This is a genomic window from Nocardia sp. NBC_01388, from assembly GCF_045040085.1.
Classification (GTDB): Bacteria; Actinomycetota; Actinomycetes; order Mycobacteriales; family Mycobacteriaceae; genus Nocardia.
The window spans coordinates 1,116,499-1,139,003 of sequence record NZ_CP109553.1; the positions used below are offsets into that span (position 1 = coordinate 1,116,499).

A 22,505-nucleotide genomic window follows, 5' to 3' on the forward strand; every position below is an offset into this window, starting at 1 on the left:
CCTCTCGTTGCGCTGCGGCTGCGGCCCGAGAGCGTTGCCCTTTGAGCCTTATGGAACTATATTATCTAACTGATTACGAAGAAGAGAGGCTGGTATATCCGTGCTGACCGACGAGCAGGCGTACCTGCGTGAAACCGTTCGTGACCTCCTGGAACGGCATGCGGTCCGCGCGACGGTGCCTGCGCCGAATGAGATCGCCGCCTTTGACGGTGTGCTGTGGAAGCTGATGGCCGAGCAGGTCGGTCTGCAGGGCTTGGCGATCCCCGAAGAACTCGGCGGGGCCGGAGCCGGGGTGATCGAATTGGCTCAGGTTTTCGAGCAGATGGGCTCGGTGGCGCTGAACTCTCCCTTCTTCGCGACGGTCGGATTGGCTGCCACCGCGCTTATGGCCAGCGGCCACCGGGAGATCTGCGCGGAGTACCTGCCCCGCGTCGCAGCCGGCGAAGCCGTGGGAACGCTGGCAATGACAGAAGCAGGCGCGGGCTGGGACGGAGCGGGTATTCGAACGACAGCTGAACGCTCCGGTGCAGAGTGGATTCTCAATGGCCGCAAGAACTATGTCGTCGATGGTTGTGCTGCGGATTTCCTTGTAGTCGTTGCCCGGGTCGATGATCGCACCGCTGTGTTCCTTGTCGATTGCCCCGCGCCGGGGCTGGAATGTGTGGCGCTGAATGCGCTCGATCCGACCCGTCCGCTAGCCGAGGTTACTTTTTCTCGGACTCCGGCGCGATTGATCTGCGACGGGGATGCGGCATGGTCGGTGATTCGGCGGACCCTGGATCGTGCCGCGGTCTATCTGGCCGCCGAGCAGCTCGGAGGCGCGGCACGGTGCCTGGAAATGTCTGTCGACTATGCGAAGACGCGTGTCCAGTTCGGCCGTCCGATCGGATCGTTCCAGGCGATCAAGCACAAGTGCGCGGATATGTTGGTCGCAGTGGAGCTTGCTCGGTCCGCCGTATGGAAGGCGGCATCCGCTGCGTCTGGGGTGGAGCCGGATTGCAGCGCCTCGGCGAGTCTGGCCAAGGCCGTGTGCTCTGATGCGTTTGTGCAGTGTGCCACTTCCGCCATTCAGATTCATGGCGGAATTGGATTCACCTGGGAGCACCCGGCGCATCTGTATTACAAACGAGCTCGGAGCAGCGAGGTTCTGCTCGGCTCGCCGGCCTATCATCGAAGGCTTCTCTTGCAGCATGGTGCGAGCGAGTTGCCGCTATGACAGCTATTTCGAGTACTGAATCAATCCAGGGAGGTTGAGCGATGCGGCGTAGCATCTTCACTGAAGATCATGAACAATTCCGGGCGACTGCGCGAGCCTTCTTCGAGCGCGAATGTGCTCCGCATACTGATGAGTGGGAGCGTGCCGGCAAGGTCAGTCGGGAGGCTTGGCGTAAAGCTGGTCAAGCTGGACTGCTCGGCTGGGAAGCACCGGAAGAGTATGGCGGTCTGGGAATCCGCGACTATCGCTACAACGCGATTCTGAGCGAGGAGATGTTCGGAACCGGTTCAGCTGGAATCGGCCTCGGCGTCCAGAACGACATCATGACATCCTATCTGGTGGGGCTGACCACCGAGGAACAGAAGAAGCGGTGGCTTCCTGGCTTCACCAGCGGTGAGATAGTCACTTCGATCGCGATGTCCGAACCTGCCGCCGGTTCGGATGTTGCCGGCATCAAGACTGTTGCACGACGAGATGGCGACCACTATGTCTTGAATGGTCAGAAGACGTTCATCAGTAACGGTCTTCTTTCGGATCTTGTGATGGTTGCCGCGAAGACTGATCCCGCAGCCGGCCACAAAGGTATCAGTCTGATCGCAGTGGAAACCACGACGCCGGGGTTCCGCCGTGGTCGGAAGCTCGACAAGATTGGACAGTGGTCGGCCGATACGGCTGAGCTGTTTTTCGAAGACGTCCGGGTGCCGATCGACAATCTTGTGGGCGAAGAGAATCGCGGCTTCTATCACTTGATGCACAATCTGCCGGCGGAACGGTTGGGCATCGCGGCCTATGCCGTTCCTATGGCTCGCAGAGTACTCGAATTGACGACATCGTATGCGAGCGAACGAAAAGCATTCGGCCAAACTATCGGGACTTTTCAAGTCAACCGTCATTTTCTGGCCGAAATGAAGACCAAACTCGACGTTGCACAGACATATCTCGACCAGTGCATCCTAGCCGCCAATGCCAACGAGTTGACTGCGCAGGAGGCTGCAGGGCTGAAGTGGTGGACGACCGAGGTTCAGTGGGAAATTGTCGATCGTTGCCTACAGCTTCACGGTGGCTACGGCTATATGAATGAATACGAAGTGGCGCGACTGTGGCGCGACTCTCGTGTGCAGCGATTGTACGGCGGAACCACCGAGATCATGAAGGACCTGATCGGCCGGGGGATGGGCTTCTGATGAGTGCACCTATAGTGACGGACCAATACGCGGAATTTCGCCGCGAAGTCCGGGAGTGGCTGGCCGCCGTGGAGCGTCCTATCGGGCTGCGGGACTACGGAGGCACGCCAGAATCTGATGACGTCGGGCCCGGCCGATTGTGGCATCGCATGCTGGCCGATGCCGGGTATGCCTGTATGGCATGGCCGGTCGAGCACGGCGGCCGAAACTCGTCGGTCTACGAGCAGGCGATTCTCGCTGAGGAAACTGCGCGTGCTGAAGTGCCTCGTCAGTTGAATATTGTGGGGCCCGACCTTGTCGGTCCGGTGATCATCCGGTTCGGAAACCAGGACCAAAAGCGCCGATACCTTCCTGCCATTCGGGAAGGTGAGCACCTGTGGTGCCAGTTGTTCTCGGAGCCGGAGGCGGGATCGGATCTGGCGTCGCTTCGTACCCGAGCCCGGCACGAAGCCGGTAGCTGGGTCATCGACGGCCAGAAGGTGTGGACCTCGGCAGCCGCAGATGCGGACTACGGCTTGCTGATAGCCCGCACCGGAGAAGAGCGATACGCGGGCTTGACTGCGTTCGTAGTCGATATGAGGTCTCCCGGCATTACCGTTCGTCCATTGCGGCAGTTGGATGGCGCCAGCAAGTTCAACGAGGTATTCCTCAGTGATGTTCGGCTTCCGGAGGATGCGCTGCTGGGCACTGTCGGACAAGGGTGGTCGGTCGTTACCGCGACCCTCGGACAGGAGCGACTTTCGCTCGGTGCACAGGCCGTCGGCATGTTCGAGGCCCTTCGCACGGTGGCGAACGCTGCTCGTGATCGCGGCCTGCTCGATGATGCTTTGCGGGAAGAAATAACGCAGCAATGGTGTCGGATAACCCTGTTGCGCGAGACCTGGCTGCGCGCGGTGAGCGTTGAAACCGAACCCAGCTCCTCGGCCTTCTCGGTGCTCAAGCTCGTGAGCTCGGAAATCTACCGCGATCTCGGGGATTTCGCGACCGCGGCGCTCGGTATGGATGCGTTGATTTTCGACGAACCGCTGGTGCAACGGATGTTGGTGGGTCGCGCACAGACGATTCTGGGCGGCACCAGCGAGATTCAACGCAACATTCTGGCTGAACGGGTGCTGGGTTTGCCTCGGTAGGAACCCGTTGAGTAGCCGCGGCGCTGGACCCGGCGCGATGGACGGACCTCCGGACTGTGCGGAATCGCGGTCAAATAACTAGTTCAATAAAGTCACTACATCGCCCTCGAAGGGCTGTAGATCAAGCAAGTCATGGATACGAGAAGGAGTGCAAGTGAATCTGACGAATAGTGTTGCTTTGGTGACGGGCGGGGCCGGCGGCCTGGGCGCCGCTGCCGTACGAGAGCTGGTTTCGGCCGGTGCGTCCGTCGTCGTTGCAGATCTAGCCGATGAGGCTGCTGAGAAGCTCGTTGCGGAACTCGGGCCGAAGGTAAGGTACGTCCGCACCGACGTTACTGACGAGGTCAGCGTTGCAAATGCCGTGGCAGCGGCCGAAAGCCTGGGTCAATTCCGGTATGCGGTGGTTGCGCACGGGGGCAGCGGGATAGCCGAGAAGGTTGTGAGCAGAGACGGCGCCCCGGCGAGCCTGAAAGGGTTCAGCCATATCATTGATCTCTATTTGACCGGCACGTTCAACGTCTTGCGCATTGCGGCAGCCGCGATCGCGAAGACCGAACCGGATGAGGGTGGACAGCGCGGCGCGGTCGTCCAGACATCGAGTATCGCGGCCTTCGAAGGGCAGATCGGGCAGATTGCCTACGCGGCCGCCAAGGCCGGCGTGGTCGGCATGACGCTGGTCGCTGCGCGTGATTTGGGCTCGCTGGGAATTCGAGTCGTCTCCGTCGCTCCGGGAACCATGCTTACACCGATGATGGAAACAGTGGGGGAGGAGGCGCTTGCCCGGTTCGCTGCCAACATTCCCAATCCGCGGAGACTCGGAAAGCCCGAAGAATACGGTGCGCTGGTGCGGCACATTTTGGAAAACCCTTATCTGAACGGCGAGACCATTCGTTTGGATGGTGCGCAGCGGTTCGGTGTGCGCTGATGCCTGTGCCGCCGGCTTCTGATGGCCGCCCGGCCTTCTTTGAATTCCCTGCCCTCTCTCCGGAAAGACTAGGACAGCTATGACCGACGAAGTGCTGGTATCGGAAATTGGCCGAATACTGATTATCGCCATTAATCGCCCGGAAGCGAGAAATGCGGTTAGTTCGGGTGTTACACGAGGAATTGCCAATGCGCTCGATATGCTGGACTCGCGAAAAGACTTATCGATCGGTATCCTGACCGGAAACGGTGGCACGTTCTGCTCGGGTATGGACCTGAAGGCATTCCTGCGGGGAGAGGATGTCTCACTGCCCGGCCGTGGCCTGGGTGGGATCGTCGAATCGCCGCCGCGGAAGCCTATGATTGCGGCGGTTGAAGGATATGCACTCGCGGGTGGTTTCGAGATGGCGCTCGCATGCGATCTCATTGTGGCCAGCAAGGAGGCGCGATTCGGTCTGCCGGAGGTGAAGCGTGGGCTTGTTGCCGGTGCCGGCGGGCTGCTGAGGCTTCCTCAGCGAATCCCTAAGCAGATTGCCATGGAATATTCCCTGACCGGTGAATTTCTTTCGGCCGTGGATGCCGCATCATACGGTTTGGTCAATCGTCTGACCGATCCCGGCGAGGCGTTGGCGGGTGCTGTCGAGCTGGCTGAACGAATCACTGCCAATGCTCCATTGGCTATTCAGGCCACCAAAGAGATCATTACCCGCTCTGCTGACTGGCATAGTGACGAGGCCTTTACCGAGCAGTCGAAGGTAATGGCGCCCGTGTTCACGTCGGCAGATGCCCGGGAGGGGGCCCTCGCATTCGCGGAGAAGCGTGCGCCCGTCTGGCGGGGCGAATGACGATGCAGCCCCAGATGAGCGGCAAACTGCCGTATCTCGCCTTGTGGTCCGCAGAGCCACCCCACATTTGGCTCAGTGGGACGGTTGGTGACCTGCTGCGGGAACGTGCTGAGGAGATGGGGTTCGCCCCCGCTTTGCACGGGGTTGATGACGCGGGCGTTGTCCGGACGTACACCTACGGCGAAGTGTACGAGGAATCCGTACGCCTTGCGTGCGCTCTGCTGGTTGATCTCGACCCGGGCGATACCGTCGCGATATGCGCGCCCAACTCGGTTGCTTGGGTCCTCACGGAGTTTGCCTGTGGTCTGTCGGGTATCGCGCTCGCGCCGATGAACCCTTCTATGTCGAACGCCGAATTCCGGCACATACTCGAGTCGAGTGGCGCCAAGTTGGTTTTGACGGTCGAACATCATAGAGGACGGCCGGTGGCGGCGCGCCTTCGCGAAGTTCTCCCTACGCTCAGCCGCCCGGTGGAAATGCTCGATCTGCCGACTTGGTCGACGACCGCATCCGGTGATCGAGACCTTCCCGACGTCACAGCATCGACGCCGTTGCTGGTGCAGTACACATCCGGTACGACAGGGCGACCGAAAGGTGCTGTGCACACCCACCTTTCGGCGCTGAACGCGGGCGCGCAGTGGGCGGCGGATCTGGGTCTGGAGCCGGTGGATGCTTTGCTCGCGCCCGTTCCGCTGTACCACGTGGGCGCTTCCATAGTTGCGCTTCTCGGTGCGATGGTGATGCGTTCGTCGCTTGTTCTGCTTCCGGATTACACGCCACAGGCGCTGGTGGCAGCACTGTGTCAAACGCGGGCCAGTGTCCTTGCCGCCGTGCCGACGATGCTGTACGACGCGCTGGCGCAGCCGGGATTTTCTCCCGCGCAGGTTCCGGGTCTCCGCATTGTCGTGGGCGGAGGGTCAGCGGTGTCGGCGGATATCGTGCGCGAAGTGGAGCGGATTTTTGGTGTCGAGTTTGTAGTCAGCTTCGGGCAGAGCGAGTCACCGGCGATCCTCCAGACTCGTGTCGGTGATTCAACGGACGTGAAAGCAACCACGCTCGGCCGCCCCTTGCCGGGAAGAGACGTCCGGATCGCACGAATGGATGGCTCGACGGCTCGTGATGGTGAGATCGGCGAGATCTGTACCCGTTCCAAGATGCAAATGCTCGGTTACATCGGGCAACCGGAGGGGTCGGGCGATGTAATAGATGACCAGGGCTGGCTACATACCGGCGATCTAGGCGCCATGGATCCGGCCGGCTACGTGAGCTTCCACGGGCGGGCGCGTGAGGTCATCATTCGTGGCGGTGAGAACCTGTACCCCGCGGAGATCGAGGCCGTGTATGCGCTGCATCCGGCGATTGCTCAGGTAGCCGTAGTCGGTCAGCCCGATGCGCGATGGGGCGAGGTGCCAGTTGGATTCGTGGTCAATCGTCCGGACCAATCGGTGAATACGGAGGAGCTGATCAGGTACGGCCAGCTGTATCTGGCCTCGTTCAAGGTTCCTCGTCGTTGGATCGGCATTGCGGCTTTCCCCCTGACTGCCTCTGGAAAGATCCGAAAGGTCGAGCTGCAGCAGCAAATTCGGTCCGAGGGTTGAGGAAGTAACGCCGATCGGCGAACTTGTCGCCTTCAGCCGTGGTTTTGTTCCTGGCAGGGCATACCACTCATCGAGTGGCCTGCCAGGAACAAGTGCTCCCAAGTTTCGTGACTACTTCATCCCGAGCAGCTCGCGGCCGTTGTCTCGCAGGAAGAGCCGACGGTCCTTCTCGCTGAGGCCCTCGACCCGAAGGTACATGTCCGCAGGTTCGCGCAGACCTTCAGCGTGGGGCCAGTCCGAACCCATGAGCAGGCATTCGGTGCCGCCCAGCTCTTCGACGAGTTTGACGGTGTCATCCTCCGGATACGGCACTACGTTCACGTGGCGCTTGAAGATGGCGCTCGGCCGCTCGGTGAGTTGGCCGCCCAACCAGCGTCCGGCTCGTCCCATGCCGCGGCTCTTGTCCATGTGCTTGATGAAATGCGGAACCCACGATGCGCCGTATTCACTGACGAGGACCTTGATGTTCGGGAACCGGCCGAAGAGATTGTCGAATACAAGCGCCGACAGTGTGTCTGTAATCGGGCGCTCACCATAGGAGTTCTGCCACTGCCACGCTGAGAACTGGAACGGGGGAACCAGGCCCCAGCCCCACTGCGATGCCACATTTTCCTGATAGAAGAATTCGGTGATGTGGTACGAGACGACGGCGCCGGCCTCGTTCACCCGCGCCCAGAACGGGTCGAAATACGGGTCGCCCGGACTGCGGCCGTACGCCGGTCCGGCCGGGAGCATGAGGAATCGCGCTCCGGCATTCAGGACGCGATCGGTCTCCGCGCACAGCAGATCCAAATCGCGCATCGACAGCATCGCCGGCGCGAAGATGGTGTCCTTGTAGTTGAAGCCCCAATCCTCGTTGATCCATCGATTGAAGGACTGAAGGTTGTCGTATAGCGGCTCAGTGTCTTTGAGGTAAGCCTCGGCCATCAGCGCCCAGCCGCCGGGGTACATGATCGCCTGACTGATCTGCTGTTCGCTCAGCTGCTGAAGTCGAGCATCCCGGTTGACGTACTCCGGCTGCATCGGCTCGTAGAACCGCAAAGCGTCACTCGGGTCGCCGGTTGCGCGCGCCTTCAGCATCTCCACCAGCGATCCCGGCACATTGACCTGCTCGAGATCGACATCCAACGCGGTCACGATGCGATCGTTGGCGAGAAGAACCTTCTTTCCCGACGCTGACCGAATCGGGCGGACAGCAGTGTCGAGCTTGTCCTTCGGCATGAATCGGGTGAAGCAGTCATCCGCTTCGTAAGAGTGCTGGTCGAAGTCGAGCAACTGGTAGGGAAGTTGCCCGACGGAGTTTTCGATTATCGCCACGGGAGGCGTCCTCTCTGGTCGTGGGGGAACGATGTGGCGTCGCGGGGTCGTTCGATCGCCATTTCCGATACGTTCTACTGACATGAGATACTCTATCAGTTTAATGATTTATTTCAACTACCTTGAGGTGGTTGGCGTCCAGGTCTTCCGTCGTGTGCTGTTGTGAACGTCAGGTTCGGTTGCCCTGCCCGAGATGGCAATGCCAACAACACCGCGAGAGAACAGCACCCTGGATGTGGACCACTGGCAGTCGTTCCACCGCAAGCATGCGCCCGCGAACCCTGTCGTCACCTATGCATGTAACTGGTTACGCCGCAACGCATCTGGCGATGTAGCACGGACCGTTCTCGTCCAAGGTGACACTGGTCCGGGGAACTTCGTCCAGCATGAAGGGGTGGTGACCGCCGTCGTCGAGTGGGAGCTGTCGCATCTCGGTGACCCCTACGAAGACCTCGGCCGGATAGTTGCGCGCTCGCTGTTGTTCCCCTTCGGGGACCTGCGACACCGGTTCGAGGTGTACGCCGAGGCGAGTGGTCTACCGTTCGACCGCAACCGCATCTGGCACGGGGCCGTTACTGCTATGACCAAGGTTCTCACCCCTGTTGACGGTTCCCAAACCGCGGCCCCCGTTCACGGGTGCCTACCACGTAGACCAACCCGGGAATGTCACCGGCACGCTCACGCTGCATGGTGAAGAGATGACCGTCGACTGCCATCTCATGAGGGATCGATCCTGGGGGCGACGTCCCGGACCTGAAGGGGGTGAAAGCTGCTTACGACTACGCCCTCGCGTCTCCGGAAGACGGATTCTTGGGCCTCTCGCTCGACCGCGGCGAAGAGCGCGTGGTGATGGGCTTCATTATGCGACGGGCAGTGGAGTGAGGCCGTCGACGCGTCCACCGAGGCGATACGGGCTTGCCAGTGGACATCGATATCGACGTTGTCGATCAGCTCGGCAGAATTGTCGTCGCCCACGGCGAGGTGGTCTCTCGCTTCAGTAGTCTGGGTATACCCGTCCCTGCTCGTTCATCAGAGCCTCGTCCGGTGGGAATTCGACGGAAGGACCGCCTATGCTGAAGACCAGGATGTCTGGGATCCCGTGCAGTGGCGCGCATTCGGCGTAGGGGACGATCTTGAAATGACTCTGTTGCCTCGTTGACTGCGCAATTTATGGCAATTGATTCGTGCTGGACTTGGCGAGCACGGTCGCCGCGAGCGGTGACCGTGCTGCAGATATGGCAGTTCTGACGGTCGGCGAACGCTGTGCTCACGCCGCTAGGAACGCAAGGGCCTTCTTCACGAAGTCCTCGTGGTGCTGGAATACGCCCCCATGCCCCGAGCCTGGGTAGATTGTCAGGCTGGCGTTGGGGATGCGGCGTGCCAAGTCGGCCGAGTGACTGCTGTCGACCATCAGGTCGTGATCGCCGTTGGCGACGAAGACCGGCTGGGTGATGACCGACAGGTCGTCCTCTCGGGCCAGCCCTGCCGCACGGATGGCCTTCAGCTGGGCACGGCGAGCCCGCAACGAGATGTGCTTGTCGCGGTCCCTCGTTCGCTCCTTCAGCCGGGCCAGGTAGTCCTTCGCTGCACGCTTACCTTCCGGAGTGCGCGGGAAGAATAGGAAGTTCTTGGCGTCGCTCAGGGTGAACGCGGCCTTGATGTACGCCTTGACCGCGACCTTGGTGATCTCGTCGATACCTCCACCGCCTCGGGGGCCGGTTCCCGCGAGAATCATCCGACGTACGAGATCGGGCGCCTGCAGCGCGACCATCTGAGCCACGCCACCGCCGAGGGAGAACCCGAGCAGGTCGACCTCTTCCAGGCCGAGCGCGCGGATGAACGCGATGGCGTCCCGGCCCATCTCCTCAACAGTGAACGGCACCGACCCGCCCGAAGCACCCACGCCCCGGTTGTCGAAGGTGATCACCCGACGGTGTGCGGCGAGGCCGTCGATCACCCGCGGATCCCAGTCGTCGAGGACCGCCATCAGATGGTGCAGGAATACGACCGGCACGCCGGTGTCGACGCCGAGCTCCCGGTAGGCGAACGGCACGCCGTCCACGTAGATCGTGCGCGTCGGCGCATCCGTCCATTTCGTCGCCATTGGCTACCTCTCCCTCATTGGATTACGACCATAATACCATGGTCCCGGCGGAGCTGAGAACAAGGCACCGTCACGGTGGTGACGGTTGCGCGAGCGTGGCCGGAGTCGGAGCGCCGCAGTAGCTGTCTTGATTCAAATTGGACAAAGTCTGGTGGACTACGTTGCTGCTATTGGACCGGTTTCGCGAGACAGGCGCACAGGAAGTGTCTCCAAGCGTCGGAAGAAGATGCTCCGACGCCAGCGCAGCGATTCTGCTGGCACGGCGAGGCTGATAGTGGGGTATCGCTCGAGTAGGTGTGTGACGGCAGCCACTGCTTCGGCGCGGGCGAGTCGGGCGCCGAGACAGTGATGGATGCCTGCTCCAAACGAGAGGTGCCGAACCTGGCGATGGTCGATCGTGCGGATGCGGATGCCCTGGACCGGTTGCACGGGTGGTTGGATGGCCCGGTCTCGGAGGCGGTGTGGTTGCTTCGTCAGATCCTTCGCGAGGATCTCGGAGTCACGGCCGCTGTGACGGATCTCGACGTCAGGGTTGCGGCGCTCGCCGTGGCCCGGGTCGAGCAGTTCGACGCTGGAGCGGGATCGTTGAATTGCTATCTGAAGGGCGATATCGGCTCGCAGTGACTGGCGGCTGATGCGCCGGGTAAGCGGTCGCAGCCCGCCAGAATGTTCTGCGCTGCAGTGGTTCTCGATTCCTCCGCTTTTGTGGACCGATTGTGGACCGGTATTGGTCCATGATCGGTCCACGGATTCGATGCGGCTCATCGTTCGAGATGGCCCACGACCTGGGGAAATACTCGACTCAACGCCGCATCACCCGGACCGGACGACACCGCCACAACCCATAAGGTGCGAAAACGCCAGTAGTAGAACCAATTTCGCTATCGGCGCACTTGACAGCGGGTCAAGTGCGCAAGGTGAGATCAAAACACCTGATCAGGGCGTTTTGGATTGGCTCGGGCGACCCTGGATCGGGCAGAATTCGCCCTAACAAAAGAAGCAGGTCGGAGCGGGAAACCCGCTCCGACCTGCAAACCTGTCGGGCTGACAGGATTTGAACCTGCGACCACTTGACCCCCAGGGAGCCGGAGCCTGTGTTCTGGCGTCTCATGAGGGCCAGGGCGTCCAGGTGAGAGGCGGTTTCGGTGTCCAGGGTGTGCCTGTACGTCTCATGTGTTTCGGTACGTCTTGGCACACTCTCGGCACGTTGAATATGGGAGCGGGACCTGCGGATATGACGGCGCCTCGGCACGCTGCGCAGGCCGCCCGCAGCGTCGGTCCCAGGGCGCGGCTCCCCGTCTTGGTAATCGGTCAGGCTGCGCCCCTCCGGCCCCGGCGTCCAGGAGGACTCTTCGGCCATCGGAGCACTGGACGCCGGAGCCGCTTCACGCCGCTGTTTGGCCTCGCAGTCCGTTCGTGGGGCAGGCATGAGGCCGCGGGATTACCCTGCAGCCGAGCGGAAGTGGGACCTCCGGTTGTCCGGCGCAGGGCCTGCACTACGCGGTCAACGAGCGCGGCGGCGGACGGCGGAATGCTGCGCCGGCCAGTCGCGGAAGCTCTACCGTGTGTCGATGTCCGGTTCGTCATCGACCCCTATCTGCCAGACTCCGGTGAGACGTGGTGACCACGTAGTTCTCTGAAGATATGGGCGAGATCGGATGTTCTGAGCGTGACGTTGAGTGTGACCGACCTGGCCGCCGGGGATGATGGTGCGGTGGCGAGCAAGAAGAAGGGCCCTCGGGCCGATCGACCCAAGCGGCGTACTTTCACCGCCGAATACAAGCAAGCGATCGTCACCGAGTACGAGCAATCGACCGAAACGGGCGCCAAGGGCGCGTTGCTGCGCCGCGAGGGCTTGTATCACTCGCACGTGCTCGACTGGACTCGCCAGCGCGACGCGGGAGCGTTGAACGCCCTGGCCGCCAAGGGATCTGGCCCGAAGCCTGGCAAGTCCGAGGCCGAACGGCGGGCAGAGAAGCTCGAGGTCGAGAACGCCCGGCTGGTCGCGGAGCTGGCCAAGGCCAAACAGGCGAACGAGGTGTTGGGAAAACTTGCCGAGTTCTTGGAGCTGCTATCCAACAACTCGGGCAACGACACCAAGCAGACCCCCTGATCGATGTCACCGTCACCGACCTCGAACCCCTTCTCGGTGTCGTGGCGGCCTGCCGGCTGACCGGCAGATCCCGCGCCACCCACCATCGCCGCCAGAACCCGAAACCACCGGTCCAGGGCCCGGCACGAGCACCGGCACCGCATCCGGCGGCGTTGACCGATTCCGAACGCGAACACGTCCTGGCGGTGCTGCGCCAGCACCGGTTCATCGACAAATCACCCGCGCACGTGTGGGCGGTGCTCCTGGACGAGGGGACCTATCTGTGCTCGATCTCCACGATGTATCGAATTCTGCGTGCCAACAACGAGATTCGTGAACGCCGACGCCAGGCCACTCACCCGCCCCGGTCGCGACCGGAGTTGGTGCGACCGGCCCGAATCAGGTGTTCAGCTGGGATATCACCAAGTTGAAAGGCCCGCACAAGGGCCTCTACTACGACCTGATGGTGATGTTGGATATCTTCTCCCGCAAGGTGATTCACCACAAACTCGTGCCGGAGTCGGCGGTGGCCGCGGGGGTTTTCATGCGTGAGGCGTTCGCCGCGAACAACGGTGTCCTCCCCACGCACGTGCATTCGGACAACGGACCGTCGATGACCAGCAAGAACGTCGCCCAGTTGTTGGTCGATCTCAATATCACCCGGAGTCTGTCGCGCCCGCACGTCAGTAACGACAATCCGTACTCCGAGGCCGGGTTCAAAACCCTGAAGTATTGTCCGGCATTCCCGGACCGGTTCGCTTCCCTCGCCGAGGCGAAGTGGTTCTGCGACAAGTTCTTTCACTACTACAACACCGAACACCGCCACAGCGGTATCGGTTTGCACACCCCCACCTCGGTGCACGACGGCACCGCCACCCAAATCCGGGCACGTCGAGCGCAGGTTCTGACCGCGGCCTACGCCGCTAATCCGAGCCGTTTCCGGGGCACACCGACACCGCCCGAGCTCCCCGACACCGCCTGGATCAACCCGCCACCGAAGGAGAACACCGCCACAGAACAGGCAGCCTGACCTGTCTCATCCCGTTTGACAGATTCCGTCCCACCAACCAGGTGCCGACTTCGGCTGGAGTCTCTCCTCGCTGAGCCCGTGTTCGCAGCTCACCGACGATGCGCTCTCTGTCCCGCACTACGAACACCTCTCTTGGCTGTGCCAGCGATCGTGGCGAAATCCGCAGTTAGCCTATCTCGATTCTTGACTCATCAACATCCGATACTGCCGCGACCCGGGCGGCCCGGAGCGGCATGGGCAAGCCGCGATGGGAGCACCTGCCTCATCAATCTTCGGGCGGCCCCGGTGGATACAGGTCGAGCACGATGTCGAGTCCCAAGGCGGCGGCATCGGCAAGCAAGTCAGCGGGCAGCGCGCAGCCACCCTGACCGTTCTCGCTGCCGAAGCCGAGGAACAACTCCATTTCGCAATCGGCGGACAGGTCGGCGAGCTCCTCGCGACACCCGTTCAACATGTCGACCAGCGTCTGGACGTGGTCGGCGAGATCGCTGTCGTTGGGTAGCCCGCTGCGCCGGAGCCAGAGACTGTTCTTGCGTCGAGCACCGGCCGGATGTCGGGGACTAACCAGGCTGCCTTGCTCGAACTGTTTGTCAGCCACGATCCCCAAGCGCGCCGAGATCTCGCTCGCGGTAACAGTCAGACTCGCCAGGCGAACCGACCCTGCCGACCATTTTCTGTCTTCTGACTGTGGCTGCACCTGTACATCCTCTGACACGGCCTCACCATCGCAGACTGGCCTGAACTACGCGAACCCATTCATCAGGCTGCCAAGGCGGACTCTCGAGCTCGGGTTTTCGTTCGGCCGTCGATCGCACTCAACTGCCGCGACCCGCGCGTTACGAACCGGCCAGCGCGGGTGCCGGAAGATCAAGTGGCCCTGCCCATCCGAGGCCAGCCGAACGCACCATATTGCCGAGTTGCGTGCGATGAGACCGCCTCAGACCGCACCGCATAGCGCGCTTACGGATCCGGCCAGTACGAGATGGCGAAAGAGCAACCGGCCGTACTGATCTGAGGCCGACGGAATGAGCGCCAGCGCAGGCCAGTTGAACATCAACCGTCCGTGACTGGGATACCTAGAACTGACAGGTCTGGTTCGTCGGCTTGGGAGACGATGTTGTAGCCGTAGACCGTCAGTTCGGTGGGTGAGTTGATCTTCGATGCTCGTAGCCCGATGACAACCTGGTCAGCGAACTGCCGATAGGTGCCGATGTATCTGGGATAGCGCGCGGGCATGCGGTATTCCCATGCTGGGCCCCAGGATTCCTCGAAGGGAGCCCATCCTTGCTCGGCCAGCACTTGGTCGATCTCGGTGTCATAGCGCGTTGCGTCATCGCGGAGGGATTCCACGGACAACGCGTCTGGTTCGTCGGAGAACTGGACACCGCCTCGACTGCAATGCAGCACTGCCATCGTGCCGACAGGACCGCCGTCCAGCAGCGCAACGATGTTTTCGGCGAACCGTTCCCATTCGGTCATGTCTTGACGCCGCTGCTCGGCTTGGCGTCGCAATTCGGCCAGTTGGCGCGGGCCGTGCTGGGTGTCACCGCCCAGCCTGCTCAGTGAGCCTTCGCGAACGATCGACAGGAGCGGGTGGGCTTGAGCGACCACGTCGGCGTTGCGCTGCCAGTGCTTGGCGTCGACGAACCCGACCGCATGGTTGTCGGCGCGGGTATCGAGGCTCACCATAAGCACGCCGAGTTGTCTGCAGTGTTCGGCGATGAGCTCGAGGAGCCGATCGATCCCCTCTCCGTGGTCCAGGAACGGAAGTTCGCCGATGTAGTCGCGGTACCAACTCCAGTCCATATCACTCGGATAGCTGGGCAGTGCACGGATATGGTCGAGGATCGCGCCATGGCAGTCGTCCAGGAGCACATAGGTCACGATGTCTTTGACCCACAGCAGATCCGTCAAACTGTCGGTGCTGTCGTTGGGCAATTCGACGTCCGGGGCGAGTAGTTGGATGACCGCACGCTCGGCGGCGTTCCGATCGATATTGAACGACATGAAATCCCTTAGCTGGAAACAACTCTGCAGCATGCCCGCCGATGCGGGATCGCACGCGACAGGCTATACAGCCTCTCCGACAACGTGATCGAACAGATCGACGGTGCCACCTATGTACGTGCCGACGTTCGGCGACGCAGCACGCGAATCGCGGTGCCTTGAACGCTGGAGAACAGACCGCTCTTGCACGAGACCGGTGACTTCCCATGCGGGGTTTCAGCACAATGAACCGCAGCAGACGCACGATAATGCCGCTTATCGCTCGGGCCCAACCGGCCAGCGTCGACCGGCGGAAGATCAACCGGCTGTGTCGATCTGCGGCCCAGCGGAACACACCATCATGCCGATTACAGGATGCTTGTGCAGCGCCCTCGTCGTACCCGTCCTAGCCACATCGATGAGGATGAGCATGAGTCATCGAGGGTGTTGGTGTCGGATGCCGGGGCTACGGTCTCAGCCATGCGTGTCGATCTTGACGGTGCTGTCCGTGTTGCACGACTGGCGGCGAGTTTCCGGTGGACTTGGACGTTCGCGGATCTCGAGTCCTTTTGCGCGGTAGCTGGATGGCGGGTCGCCGAGAGTTGGGCGCTGGAAACGACTCTCACCACTGATCTGGATGTTGATTCTCCTCGCGCGGACGCTTCAACATTTCTCGGGCTGCGGCGATGGCGGCGTGGTCGATCCGTCATGAATTCGCTGACAGTCTGGGTATCTGACATCAGTTCGGAGCCTGATGCCGATGCACAGGTCAACGCGGGCCTGACCGCGCTGACGGAGCGGCTCACCACGGAGATTGGCGCGCCCGACAGCCCCGACGACTACTCGGCGACAGCTGCAAGGTGGGATCTGCCCGATGTCAGGATCCGGCTGGTCAGACGCGCTCCATACAGATTTCCCGAAGTTCAGACCGGTGCTGTCGCTATGCATTTGTCGAAGCCGGTCAAGCTGGCACTTATCGACACTGTTCTCTCTGACTCGGATCAAGACCAGGCGGATGAGGACGACTGGGAAGTCAGCGCCGACCCGCCACAGGACTGGTCGGAGCTTGCCTCGCGTCTAGCGGGGGTTTTCGCAGACATGCCCTCTGACGCGTACCTGACCCTCCGTACACCCGATAGCAGATACGCCCAGTTCGTCGGAGGCCCCGACGACTTTTATTGCGAGGTGGTGTCGAACCGCTCGCTGGCTCCGGAGCAGCGCATACCGCCCGACCTCGAAGCCCTCCTGGCCGTTCGGGGCTGGTCGGAGCCCCCGGACAACGGCACCGAGAATTGGGCGAAAGACCTGAATTTCCCGGTGACTCGGCTTACGTGCACGCGGCTCGCCGACGACGTCGTGCATGCATTGTCAGTCGTTTTGGGGGTAATTGCACCCTCCGAGTTGGAAGTCTGGGCATGGAGAGACGGACTCGAACAACGATTCGGCGTTGCGGCGCTCGGATTACGGTTCGCGCCAAGGCCATAGGTCGATGGGATTGTCCAAGGCTCACCATCAGAACGCGCTGTCATGCCGCGACCCGCGTGTTCGGACTGACCGCCCGCCCTCGCAGAAGGCGCCACTATGCCCAGTCATGTGCGATCCGCCGACTCGTGCCGATCTGGCGACTCACTGGTAGCGGTCGATGTTCGGGGTGCAGCTTTCGATCCAGAACCTGGTCCCAGCCCGGGGTCGGCCGATGCGGTTCTCAGTTCGCTTCAGTGGACGAAGCCGAGCCGGATACTCGAGAGGCGCTGGGGTTCAGGTCTACTGGCTGCGTGCAGTTGCAGGTCTTCGGGGGCGGCGACGTTCAGGTTGCGCACGGCGGCTTTGATTTCCTTTGCGATGCGCCTGCTCGATTTCCCGTCTACCGGGTACGAGGTGAGTGTCCAATCGCTCTGGCCCGGTCGCCATGTTCCTACCCGAATATCGGTGGCGGAGAACCAGCATTGCACCGACCGCTCACCAGGTACGGACAGTGCCCAGACGATCTCGGTCGCGTATGGATGAAGGAGAGGCAGATCCAGTACCAGTGAGGACACCAAATTGTCGATGTAGTCGTCGAGTTCCGCCCAGGACTCTACTGCTGGTTCCCAATGCCCCCATGGCGACGTGGAAAAGCGGGTGCCCTCGGCGTTCGGGGCGACGAGCCAGCAGTCCTCGGGTCTCCATCGCTCGCTCCATTCCGCGCACCAGTGCTCGTATTCCTCCTCGGGCTCACTCGCGGTCACAGTGAAGTCCAGGCGCGTAAGGCCGATGCGCGACAACGTGATCGTGACCTCCGGGCCACGCCAGATCGCGCAAGCATAGGGACCGCCGACTCGTGGAGGAGGGCCAAGTAACTCGACACATGCGCGCAGCGCCGCAGCGTAGGCGGCAGGAGTGGTTTTCTCGCTCAGATACTGCAGCAATGAGATTCGGCGGAACTCTCCGAATCCCCACCGCGGGGGTTCCGCCACGTATTCCTCGGTCCTACTGGCGCGGATGGAGATCGCCATGGTGTCGGAGTCGAGCCCGGCGGTGATGTCACCGCCGGAGACACTGTCATCTTCGTTAGCCCATCCCACTGCCGAGAGCAGCCGATCGATATCAGCACGCGACCATGTGCCGAACTGTGTGTGGATCACGTGAGGTAGCACTTCGAGGAACTTCGAGTAGTCGGTGCGCAGAGCTTTCCTCTCCTCGTATGCTCGATGCGCCGCGGATTCTGTCTCGTATGCGGCGGGACTGGTCAGTCGGAAGAAGACCGAGTGAAATCGATGTTCAAGACTGAACACCACCTGCGGGAAGATCCATCGCGCCCGGATCATCTCGATATCCGTACCGTCGAGAGGGTCACCCCAGGCGCTCTCGAAATGTGTCAGTAGCCGGTCGAATACCGTCACTGCGCCGCGATAATCATCGTGGTCGCCGACGGTGTCGGCGACATCGATCAGGATGTTGTCGAAACATCCGTCCTCATCGACATCGATTCGTGCTCCCGATCTGCTGACGAGCACACCCTGCGGAGCGGGATCGATGGTGCGCGTATCGCGAATGATCAGCACCGGTCTGAGCCGGTCACGTTCCGCCCTACTCCAATCCATCTGTGTAACAGCACGATCCAGATCGCATGCGGTCCAGGACCAGTCGAATTGAGTAACTGCGAGTGCGACGGCAATGGCACCGGATATATCGAACTGAAGCGCTTCGTCCACGACACAGACGTTAACCACCGCCACCGACACAAAATATCGACACCAACGCCAGGGAACATCCAAGACTGCCTAGAGGGCGCGGAGCCTTCCTCTGAATCCGGGGCAGGTATGTCAGCTAAACGCCGCTCGGTGACATCCTCGACGAACTCGGACGATTCTCCCGAGAGCTACGAAGACAGCGTCAATCCCATGGCCGATACATCGGGCTTCTCGCCGAGGTTGTTGCCGAACGCGGACAGTGAAAGGTCCTGTGGCGATCGAACACCGACCACATCCCGCAAGGCCGACACGGTCGCCTCGGCCACACCGTGGAACTGCGCGGCGCTGATCGGACGGGGCAGGCGACGATGCCAGTTGTGCAGGCCCTCTGGTTCGCGCCAACCCAGTTGCCGCATGTCCGTTCCTGAATCATCCGACTGCGCTGAGGCGTCGCCGAAGCCGATATGACCGACGATCTCTTCGCTGGAGAAGTCGAGGAACTGAACGAGAACCTCGTCGTTTTCCAGGGAGACGCATTCGTCCTCGCGTAGCCGTGACAACGTCACCGCGAGCCGGACCGCGAAATCCTCCCAGGTCGCCGCCACGCTACTACCTGCGGGCAGTAGCTCTGATGCGAGCGGACCGGGAATGCGCGGATACGCCACCCACTGATCACTGAAAACCATGATCGTGTTCGTCCAAGCCATTTCATCGCAGAACCGCATGCGCCCGAGGCACACCGATCCGTCGACATTCCTTGTGGCGGTATCGGTTCGGGCGGCCAGCCACAGGAACAGCAGCTCGAGGGATCCGAGCTCGTCCGGATCGGGCTCCTGCCAGGCCGTCAGTACCCAGTTGCCCGCCCCGGCGTTTTGGACGAGGTCAGCGAACAGATCGGGATCAGTGCCGCGGCGGTACGCCGGCCCTCGCTGGAAAACGTTCACAGCATCAGCCAGTTGGAGTGGCGGTGCAGGACTGGGCTGTAGTCCCAGATGCCACTGCAACTCGGCGATCTCATTCTCGGATACTCCCGCATCGAGAGTGGCCGAAAGCTCCATCAGATAGTACGCGTTCGCCATGACCGTCACCGTATCGAGCCTCACCGACAGCTCAACGCAAGAACCGTTGCAGTAAACAACATCCGAGAATGCCTCCGGGCTCAGGCGACCCGGCCAACTCAAGCTTCTGACAACCGAAACCCACTGCGGCGCAGCACCGTCGCTAATCAGCGGAGCTGGAAGGTCGGTCGCCGCGCTCGGGTCAAGTCGGCCGCAGTGTGGCCGGTGCGACCTCGGGTCATGGCCGAAACCCGATGCTGATCCTGGTCGATACTGGTTGTGGGACGCGGTCCTCGGCGATACAGCTGAGCATTTCACGCACGGCCAAGACCCCCAAGCCGCGATAGACCGCGACGCAGGAATCGACCTGAGACTGCTGGATGACGCGGACCACCACTCGTGCCAGGACCGGATGTCCCCGGCGCCGGTCCGGATCATGAGTGCCCGCGCCTGCCAGCTCGATCAAAGCTCCGGAATCTGTCAAACGGGATGAGACAGGTCAGGCTGCCTGTTCTGTGGCGGTGTTCTCCTTCGGTGGCGGGTTGATCCAGGCGGTGTCGGGGAGCTCGGGCGGTGTCGGTGTGCCCCGGAAACGGCTCGGATTAGCGGCGTAGGCCGCGGTCAGAACCTGCGCTCGACGTGCCCGGATTTGGGTGGCGGTGCCGTCGTGCACCGAGGTGGGGGTGTGCAAACCGATACCGCTGTGGCGGTGTTCGGTGTTGTAGTAGTGAAAGAACTTGTCGCAGAACCACTTCGCCTCGGCGAGGGAAGCGAACCGGTCCGGGAATGCCGGACAATACTTCAGGGTTTTGAACCCGGCCTCGGAGTACGGATTGTCGTTACTGACGTGCGGGCGCGACAGACTCCGGGTGATATTGAGATCGACCAACAACTGGGCGACGTTCTTGCTGGTCATCGACGGTCCGTTGTCCGAATGCACGTGCGTGGGGAGGACACCGTTGTTCGCGGCGAACGCCTCACGCATGAAAACCCCCGCGGCCACCGCCGACTCCGGCACGAGTTTGTGGTGAATCACCTTGCGGGAGAAGATATCCAACATCACCATCAGGTCGTAGTAGAGGCCCTTGTGCGGGCCTTTCAACTTGGTGATATCCCAGCTGAACACCTGATTCGGGCCGGTCGCACCAACTCCGGTCGCGACCGGGGCGGGTGAGTGGCCTGGCGTCGGCGTTCACGAATCTCGTTGTTGGCACGCAGAATTCGATACATCGTGGAGATCGAGCACAGATAGGTCCCCTCGTCCAGGAGCACCGCCCACACGTGCGCGGGTGATTTGTCGATGAACCGGTGCTGGCGCAGCACCGCCAGGACGTGTTCGCGTTCGGAATCGGTCAACGCCGCCGGATGCGGTGCCGGTGCTCGTGCCGGGCCCTGGACCGGTGGTTTCGGGTTCTGGCGGCGATGGTGGGTGGCGCGGGATCTGCCGGTCAGCCGGCAGGCCGCCACGACACCGAGAAGGGGTTCGAGGTCGGTGACGACGACATCGATCAGGGGGTCTGCTTGGTGTCGTTGCCCGAGTTGTTGGATAGCAGCTCCAAGAACTCGGCAAGTTTTCCCAACACCTCGTTCGCCTGTTTGGCCTTGGCCAGCTCCGCGACCAGCCGGGCGTTCTCGACCTCGAGCTTCTCTGCCCGCCGTTCGGCCTCGGACTTGCCAGGCTTCGGGCCAGATCCCTTGGCGGCCAGGGCGTTCAACGCTCCCGCGTCGCGCTGGCGAGTCCAGTCGAGCACGTGCGAGTGATACAAGCCCTCGCGGCGCAGCAACGCGCCCTTGGCGCCCGTTTCGGTCGATTGCTCGTACTCGGTGACGATCGCTTGCTTGTATTCGGCGGTGAAAGTACGCCGCTTGGGTCGATCGGCCCGAGGGCCCTTCTTCTTGCTCGCCACCGCACCATCATCCCCGGCGGCCAGGTCGGTCACACTCAACGTCACGCTCAGAACATCCGATCTCGCCCATATCTTCAGAGAACTACGTGGTCACCACGTCTCACCGGAGTCTGGCAGATAGGGGATCGCGGGCACCGTCTGTACCTGGTCGTCGTGTCGGCAGGTGGGGCAGTTGAGGTCGTATCCCACGGTGGCATCCTGTCCCACTGCGGTTGCGCCGCGATGGAGACGATTGCCGCGCAACAGCGCCTGTGCTGGTTCCCGGTGGTGCGATGTTGCGATCCATCGAACACCGTTGGGACGCGCCTGTCGAGTGGGAATTGTGCGGTCGGTCTCGGACGTCATGAAGGGCTCCTTCCGAACTGGTGGTTTCGGCCGTCGACGCTCGGGCCTGATGAACCCCTGACGGATCGCGCTCGGGTTTTGTGCGCGAGGTGTCCAGGACAGTGAAGTTCACGGCGGTTCCACGGTTACCCTCGATTCCGCCGAAACATTCAGTGCGGCTGTCGTATTCAGCAGGGAACTGAGCGGTCGTTGCCGACGCATGCGGGCGGTGTGTGGAATCCTTCACTCGCGACAGCGGCGGTATCCGGTGCGCGGGTCGGTGGAGATGTTGGCCTCGGTCATGGCGTGCAGGCCGCGCCGACTCTCCCCCGTCCGGGCGGAGACGGCGGTCGGAGGCATCCAGCGCCGCATGCTCTCCGCCGGGATCACGGCGCTCAGGTGGTCGATCCGGATGTAGTTCGGGAAGCGGTACCCCTGGTCGCGGGCGTGTCCGATCGCCAGGCCGTCGGGGATATCGCCATGGACAAGCACCCAGGCCAGCCGATGCGCGTGCCACTTTGCGTCCATCCATCTCGATCTGGCCGTAACCGTCCACGACGTGTCCGCCTGTCCAGCGCAGGCACTCGCCCGCGCGGACCGAGTTCAGCGCGAGCTTT

General features: G+C 61.9%; 22 protein-coding genes. 11 read left to right on the forward strand and 11 right to left on the reverse strand.

Annotated elements, in window-relative coordinates:
• Positions 1 to 100 precede the first annotated feature (100 nt).
• The 6 genes from OG716_RS05245 (at position 101) to OG716_RS05270 (ending at position 6,897) form a co-directional block, all read left to right on the forward strand.
• Complete coding sequence (locus OG716_RS05245) at positions 101 to 1,216, forward strand: acyl-CoA dehydrogenase family protein (protein WP_405136562.1); 1,116 nt, start codon at positions 101 to 103, stop codon at positions 1,214 to 1,216.
• 41 nt (positions 1,217 to 1,257) lie between these two features.
• A complete protein-coding gene (locus OG716_RS05250) occupies positions 1,258 to 2,400 on the forward strand; it encodes an acyl-CoA dehydrogenase family protein (protein ID WP_405136563.1) in 1,143 nt (380 codons plus the stop codon).
• A gap of 14 nt (positions 2,401 to 2,414) precedes the next feature.
• Positions 2,415 to 3,530 (forward strand): acyl-CoA dehydrogenase family protein, encoded by a 1,116-nt coding sequence (locus OG716_RS05255; protein ID WP_405136564.1) that lies wholly within the window; start codon positions 2,415 to 2,417, stop codon positions 3,528 to 3,530.
• A gap of 154 nt (positions 3,531 to 3,684) precedes the next feature.
• The gene (locus OG716_RS05260) at positions 3,685 to 4,455 is read left to right on the forward strand and encodes an SDR family NAD(P)-dependent oxidoreductase (RefSeq protein WP_405136565.1); all 771 of its coding nucleotides are present in this window, start codon (positions 3,685 to 3,687) and stop codon (positions 4,453 to 4,455) included.
• Between the two features lie 79 nt (positions 4,456 to 4,534).
• Positions 4,535 to 5,299, forward strand: a complete 765-nt coding sequence (locus OG716_RS05265) for a crotonase/enoyl-CoA hydratase family protein (RefSeq protein ID WP_405136566.1) — start codon at positions 4,535 to 4,537, stop codon at positions 5,297 to 5,299.
• A 14-nt stretch (positions 5,300 to 5,313) separates the two neighbouring features.
• On the forward strand, positions 5,314 to 6,897 hold the full coding sequence (locus OG716_RS05270) for a class I adenylate-forming enzyme family protein (protein ID WP_405136567.1): 1,584 nt from the start codon (positions 5,314 to 5,316) through the stop codon (positions 6,895 to 6,897).
• A gap of 111 nt (positions 6,898 to 7,008) precedes the next feature.
• Here OG716_RS05270 and OG716_RS05275 read toward each other — a convergent pair whose 3' ends face one another.
• Positions 7,009 to 8,214: an amidohydrolase family protein gene (locus OG716_RS05275; protein WP_405136568.1), complete on the reverse strand. Its 1,206-nt coding sequence runs from the start codon at positions 8,212 to 8,214 to the stop codon at positions 7,009 to 7,011.
• Positions 8,215 to 8,413: 199 nt separating this feature from the next.
• On the opposite strand from OG716_RS05275, the gene OG716_RS05280 reads away from it, so the two are divergent.
• The gene (locus OG716_RS05280) at positions 8,414 to 8,908 is read left to right on the forward strand and encodes a phosphotransferase (protein ID WP_405139541.1); all 495 of its coding nucleotides are present in this window, start codon (positions 8,414 to 8,416) and stop codon (positions 8,906 to 8,908) included.
• 23 nt (positions 8,909 to 8,931) lie between these two features.
• On the opposite strand, the gene OG716_RS05285 is transcribed toward OG716_RS05280, so the two are convergent.
• The 3 genes from OG716_RS05285 to OG716_RS05295 all read right to left on the reverse strand — a co-directional run bounded on the left by OG716_RS05285 (position 8,932) and on the right by OG716_RS05295 (position 10,729).
• Positions 8,932 to 9,189, reverse strand: a complete 258-nt coding sequence (locus OG716_RS05285; RefSeq protein WP_405136569.1) for a hypothetical protein — start codon at positions 9,187 to 9,189, stop codon at positions 8,932 to 8,934.
• A 292-nt stretch (positions 9,190 to 9,481) separates the two neighbouring features.
• Positions 9,482 to 10,318, reverse strand: a complete 837-nt coding sequence (locus OG716_RS05290) for an alpha/beta fold hydrolase (protein ID WP_405136570.1) — start codon at positions 10,316 to 10,318, stop codon at positions 9,482 to 9,484.
• A 156-nt stretch (positions 10,319 to 10,474) separates the two neighbouring features.
• Positions 10,475 to 10,729 (reverse strand): cytochrome P450, encoded by a 255-nt coding sequence (locus OG716_RS05295; protein WP_405139543.1) that lies wholly within the window; start codon positions 10,727 to 10,729, stop codon positions 10,475 to 10,477.
• On the opposite strand from OG716_RS05295, the gene OG716_RS05300 reads away from it, so the two are divergent.
• The 3 genes from OG716_RS05300 to OG716_RS05310 all read left to right on the forward strand — a co-directional run bounded on the left by OG716_RS05300 (position 10,613) and on the right by OG716_RS05310 (position 13,440).
• Positions 10,613 to 10,942: a hypothetical protein gene (locus OG716_RS05300; RefSeq protein WP_405140302.1), complete on the forward strand. Its 330-nt coding sequence runs from the start codon at positions 10,613 to 10,615 to the stop codon at positions 10,940 to 10,942. The two genes, OG716_RS05295 and OG716_RS05300, sit on opposite strands and share 117 nt — an antisense overlap.
• Before the next feature lie 1,057 nt (positions 10,943 to 11,999).
• On the forward strand, positions 12,000 to 12,431 hold the full coding sequence (locus tag OG716_RS05305; protein WP_405135594.1) for a transposase: 432 nt from the start codon (positions 12,000 to 12,002) through the stop codon (positions 12,429 to 12,431).
• A 382-nt stretch (positions 12,432 to 12,813) separates the two neighbouring features.
• A complete protein-coding gene (locus tag OG716_RS05310) occupies positions 12,814 to 13,440 on the forward strand; it encodes a transposase (RefSeq protein ID WP_405135593.1) in 627 nt (208 codons plus the stop codon).
• A gap of 265 nt (positions 13,441 to 13,705) precedes the next feature.
• Here the strand turns inward: OG716_RS05310 and OG716_RS05315 are convergent, their stop codons facing one another.
• Both OG716_RS05315 and OG716_RS05320 read right to left on the reverse strand, forming a co-directional pair.
• Complete coding sequence (locus OG716_RS05315) at positions 13,706 to 14,155, reverse strand: DUF4279 domain-containing protein (RefSeq protein ID WP_405136571.1); 450 nt, start codon at positions 14,153 to 14,155, stop codon at positions 13,706 to 13,708.
• Between the two features lie 338 nt (positions 14,156 to 14,493).
• Entirely contained in the window at positions 14,494 to 15,447 is a 954-nt protein-coding gene (locus tag OG716_RS05320; protein ID WP_405136572.1) for a TY-Chap domain-containing protein, read from the reverse strand.
• A 459-nt stretch (positions 15,448 to 15,906) separates the two neighbouring features.
• Here OG716_RS05320 and OG716_RS05325 point away from each other — a divergent pair, with 459 nt between their 5' ends.
• Positions 15,907 to 16,911 carry a DUF6301 family protein gene (locus OG716_RS05325; RefSeq protein ID WP_405136573.1) on the forward strand — a complete coding sequence of 335 codons (1,005 nt, stop codon included), beginning with the start codon at positions 15,907 to 15,909 and terminating at the stop codon, positions 16,909 to 16,911.
• A 230-nt stretch (positions 16,912 to 17,141) separates the two neighbouring features.
• On the opposite strand, the gene OG716_RS05330 is transcribed toward OG716_RS05325, so the two are convergent.
• The 5 genes from OG716_RS05330 to OG716_RS05350 all read right to left on the reverse strand — a co-directional run bounded on the left by OG716_RS05330 (position 17,142) and on the right by OG716_RS05350 (position 22,416).
• Positions 17,142 to 18,620 (reverse strand): DUF6301 family protein, encoded by a 1,479-nt coding sequence (locus OG716_RS05330; RefSeq protein WP_405136574.1) that lies wholly within the window; start codon positions 18,618 to 18,620, stop codon positions 17,142 to 17,144.
• Between the two features lie 167 nt (positions 18,621 to 18,787).
• Entirely contained in the window at positions 18,788 to 19,678 is an 891-nt protein-coding gene (locus OG716_RS05335) for a TY-Chap domain-containing protein (RefSeq protein WP_405136575.1), read from the reverse strand.
• A gap of 478 nt (positions 19,679 to 20,156) precedes the next feature.
• Positions 20,157 to 20,783 (reverse strand): transposase, encoded by a 627-nt coding sequence (locus OG716_RS05340; RefSeq protein ID WP_405135593.1) that lies wholly within the window; start codon positions 20,781 to 20,783, stop codon positions 20,157 to 20,159.
• A gap of 382 nt (positions 20,784 to 21,165) precedes the next feature.
• Entirely contained in the window at positions 21,166 to 21,597 is a 432-nt protein-coding gene (locus tag OG716_RS05345; RefSeq protein ID WP_405135594.1) for a transposase, read from the reverse strand.
• A 534-nt stretch (positions 21,598 to 22,131) separates the two neighbouring features.
• On the reverse strand, positions 22,132 to 22,416 hold the full coding sequence (locus OG716_RS05350; RefSeq protein WP_405136576.1) for a hypothetical protein: 285 nt from the start codon (positions 22,414 to 22,416) through the stop codon (positions 22,132 to 22,134).
• Positions 22,417 to 22,505: the final 89 nt, after the last annotated feature.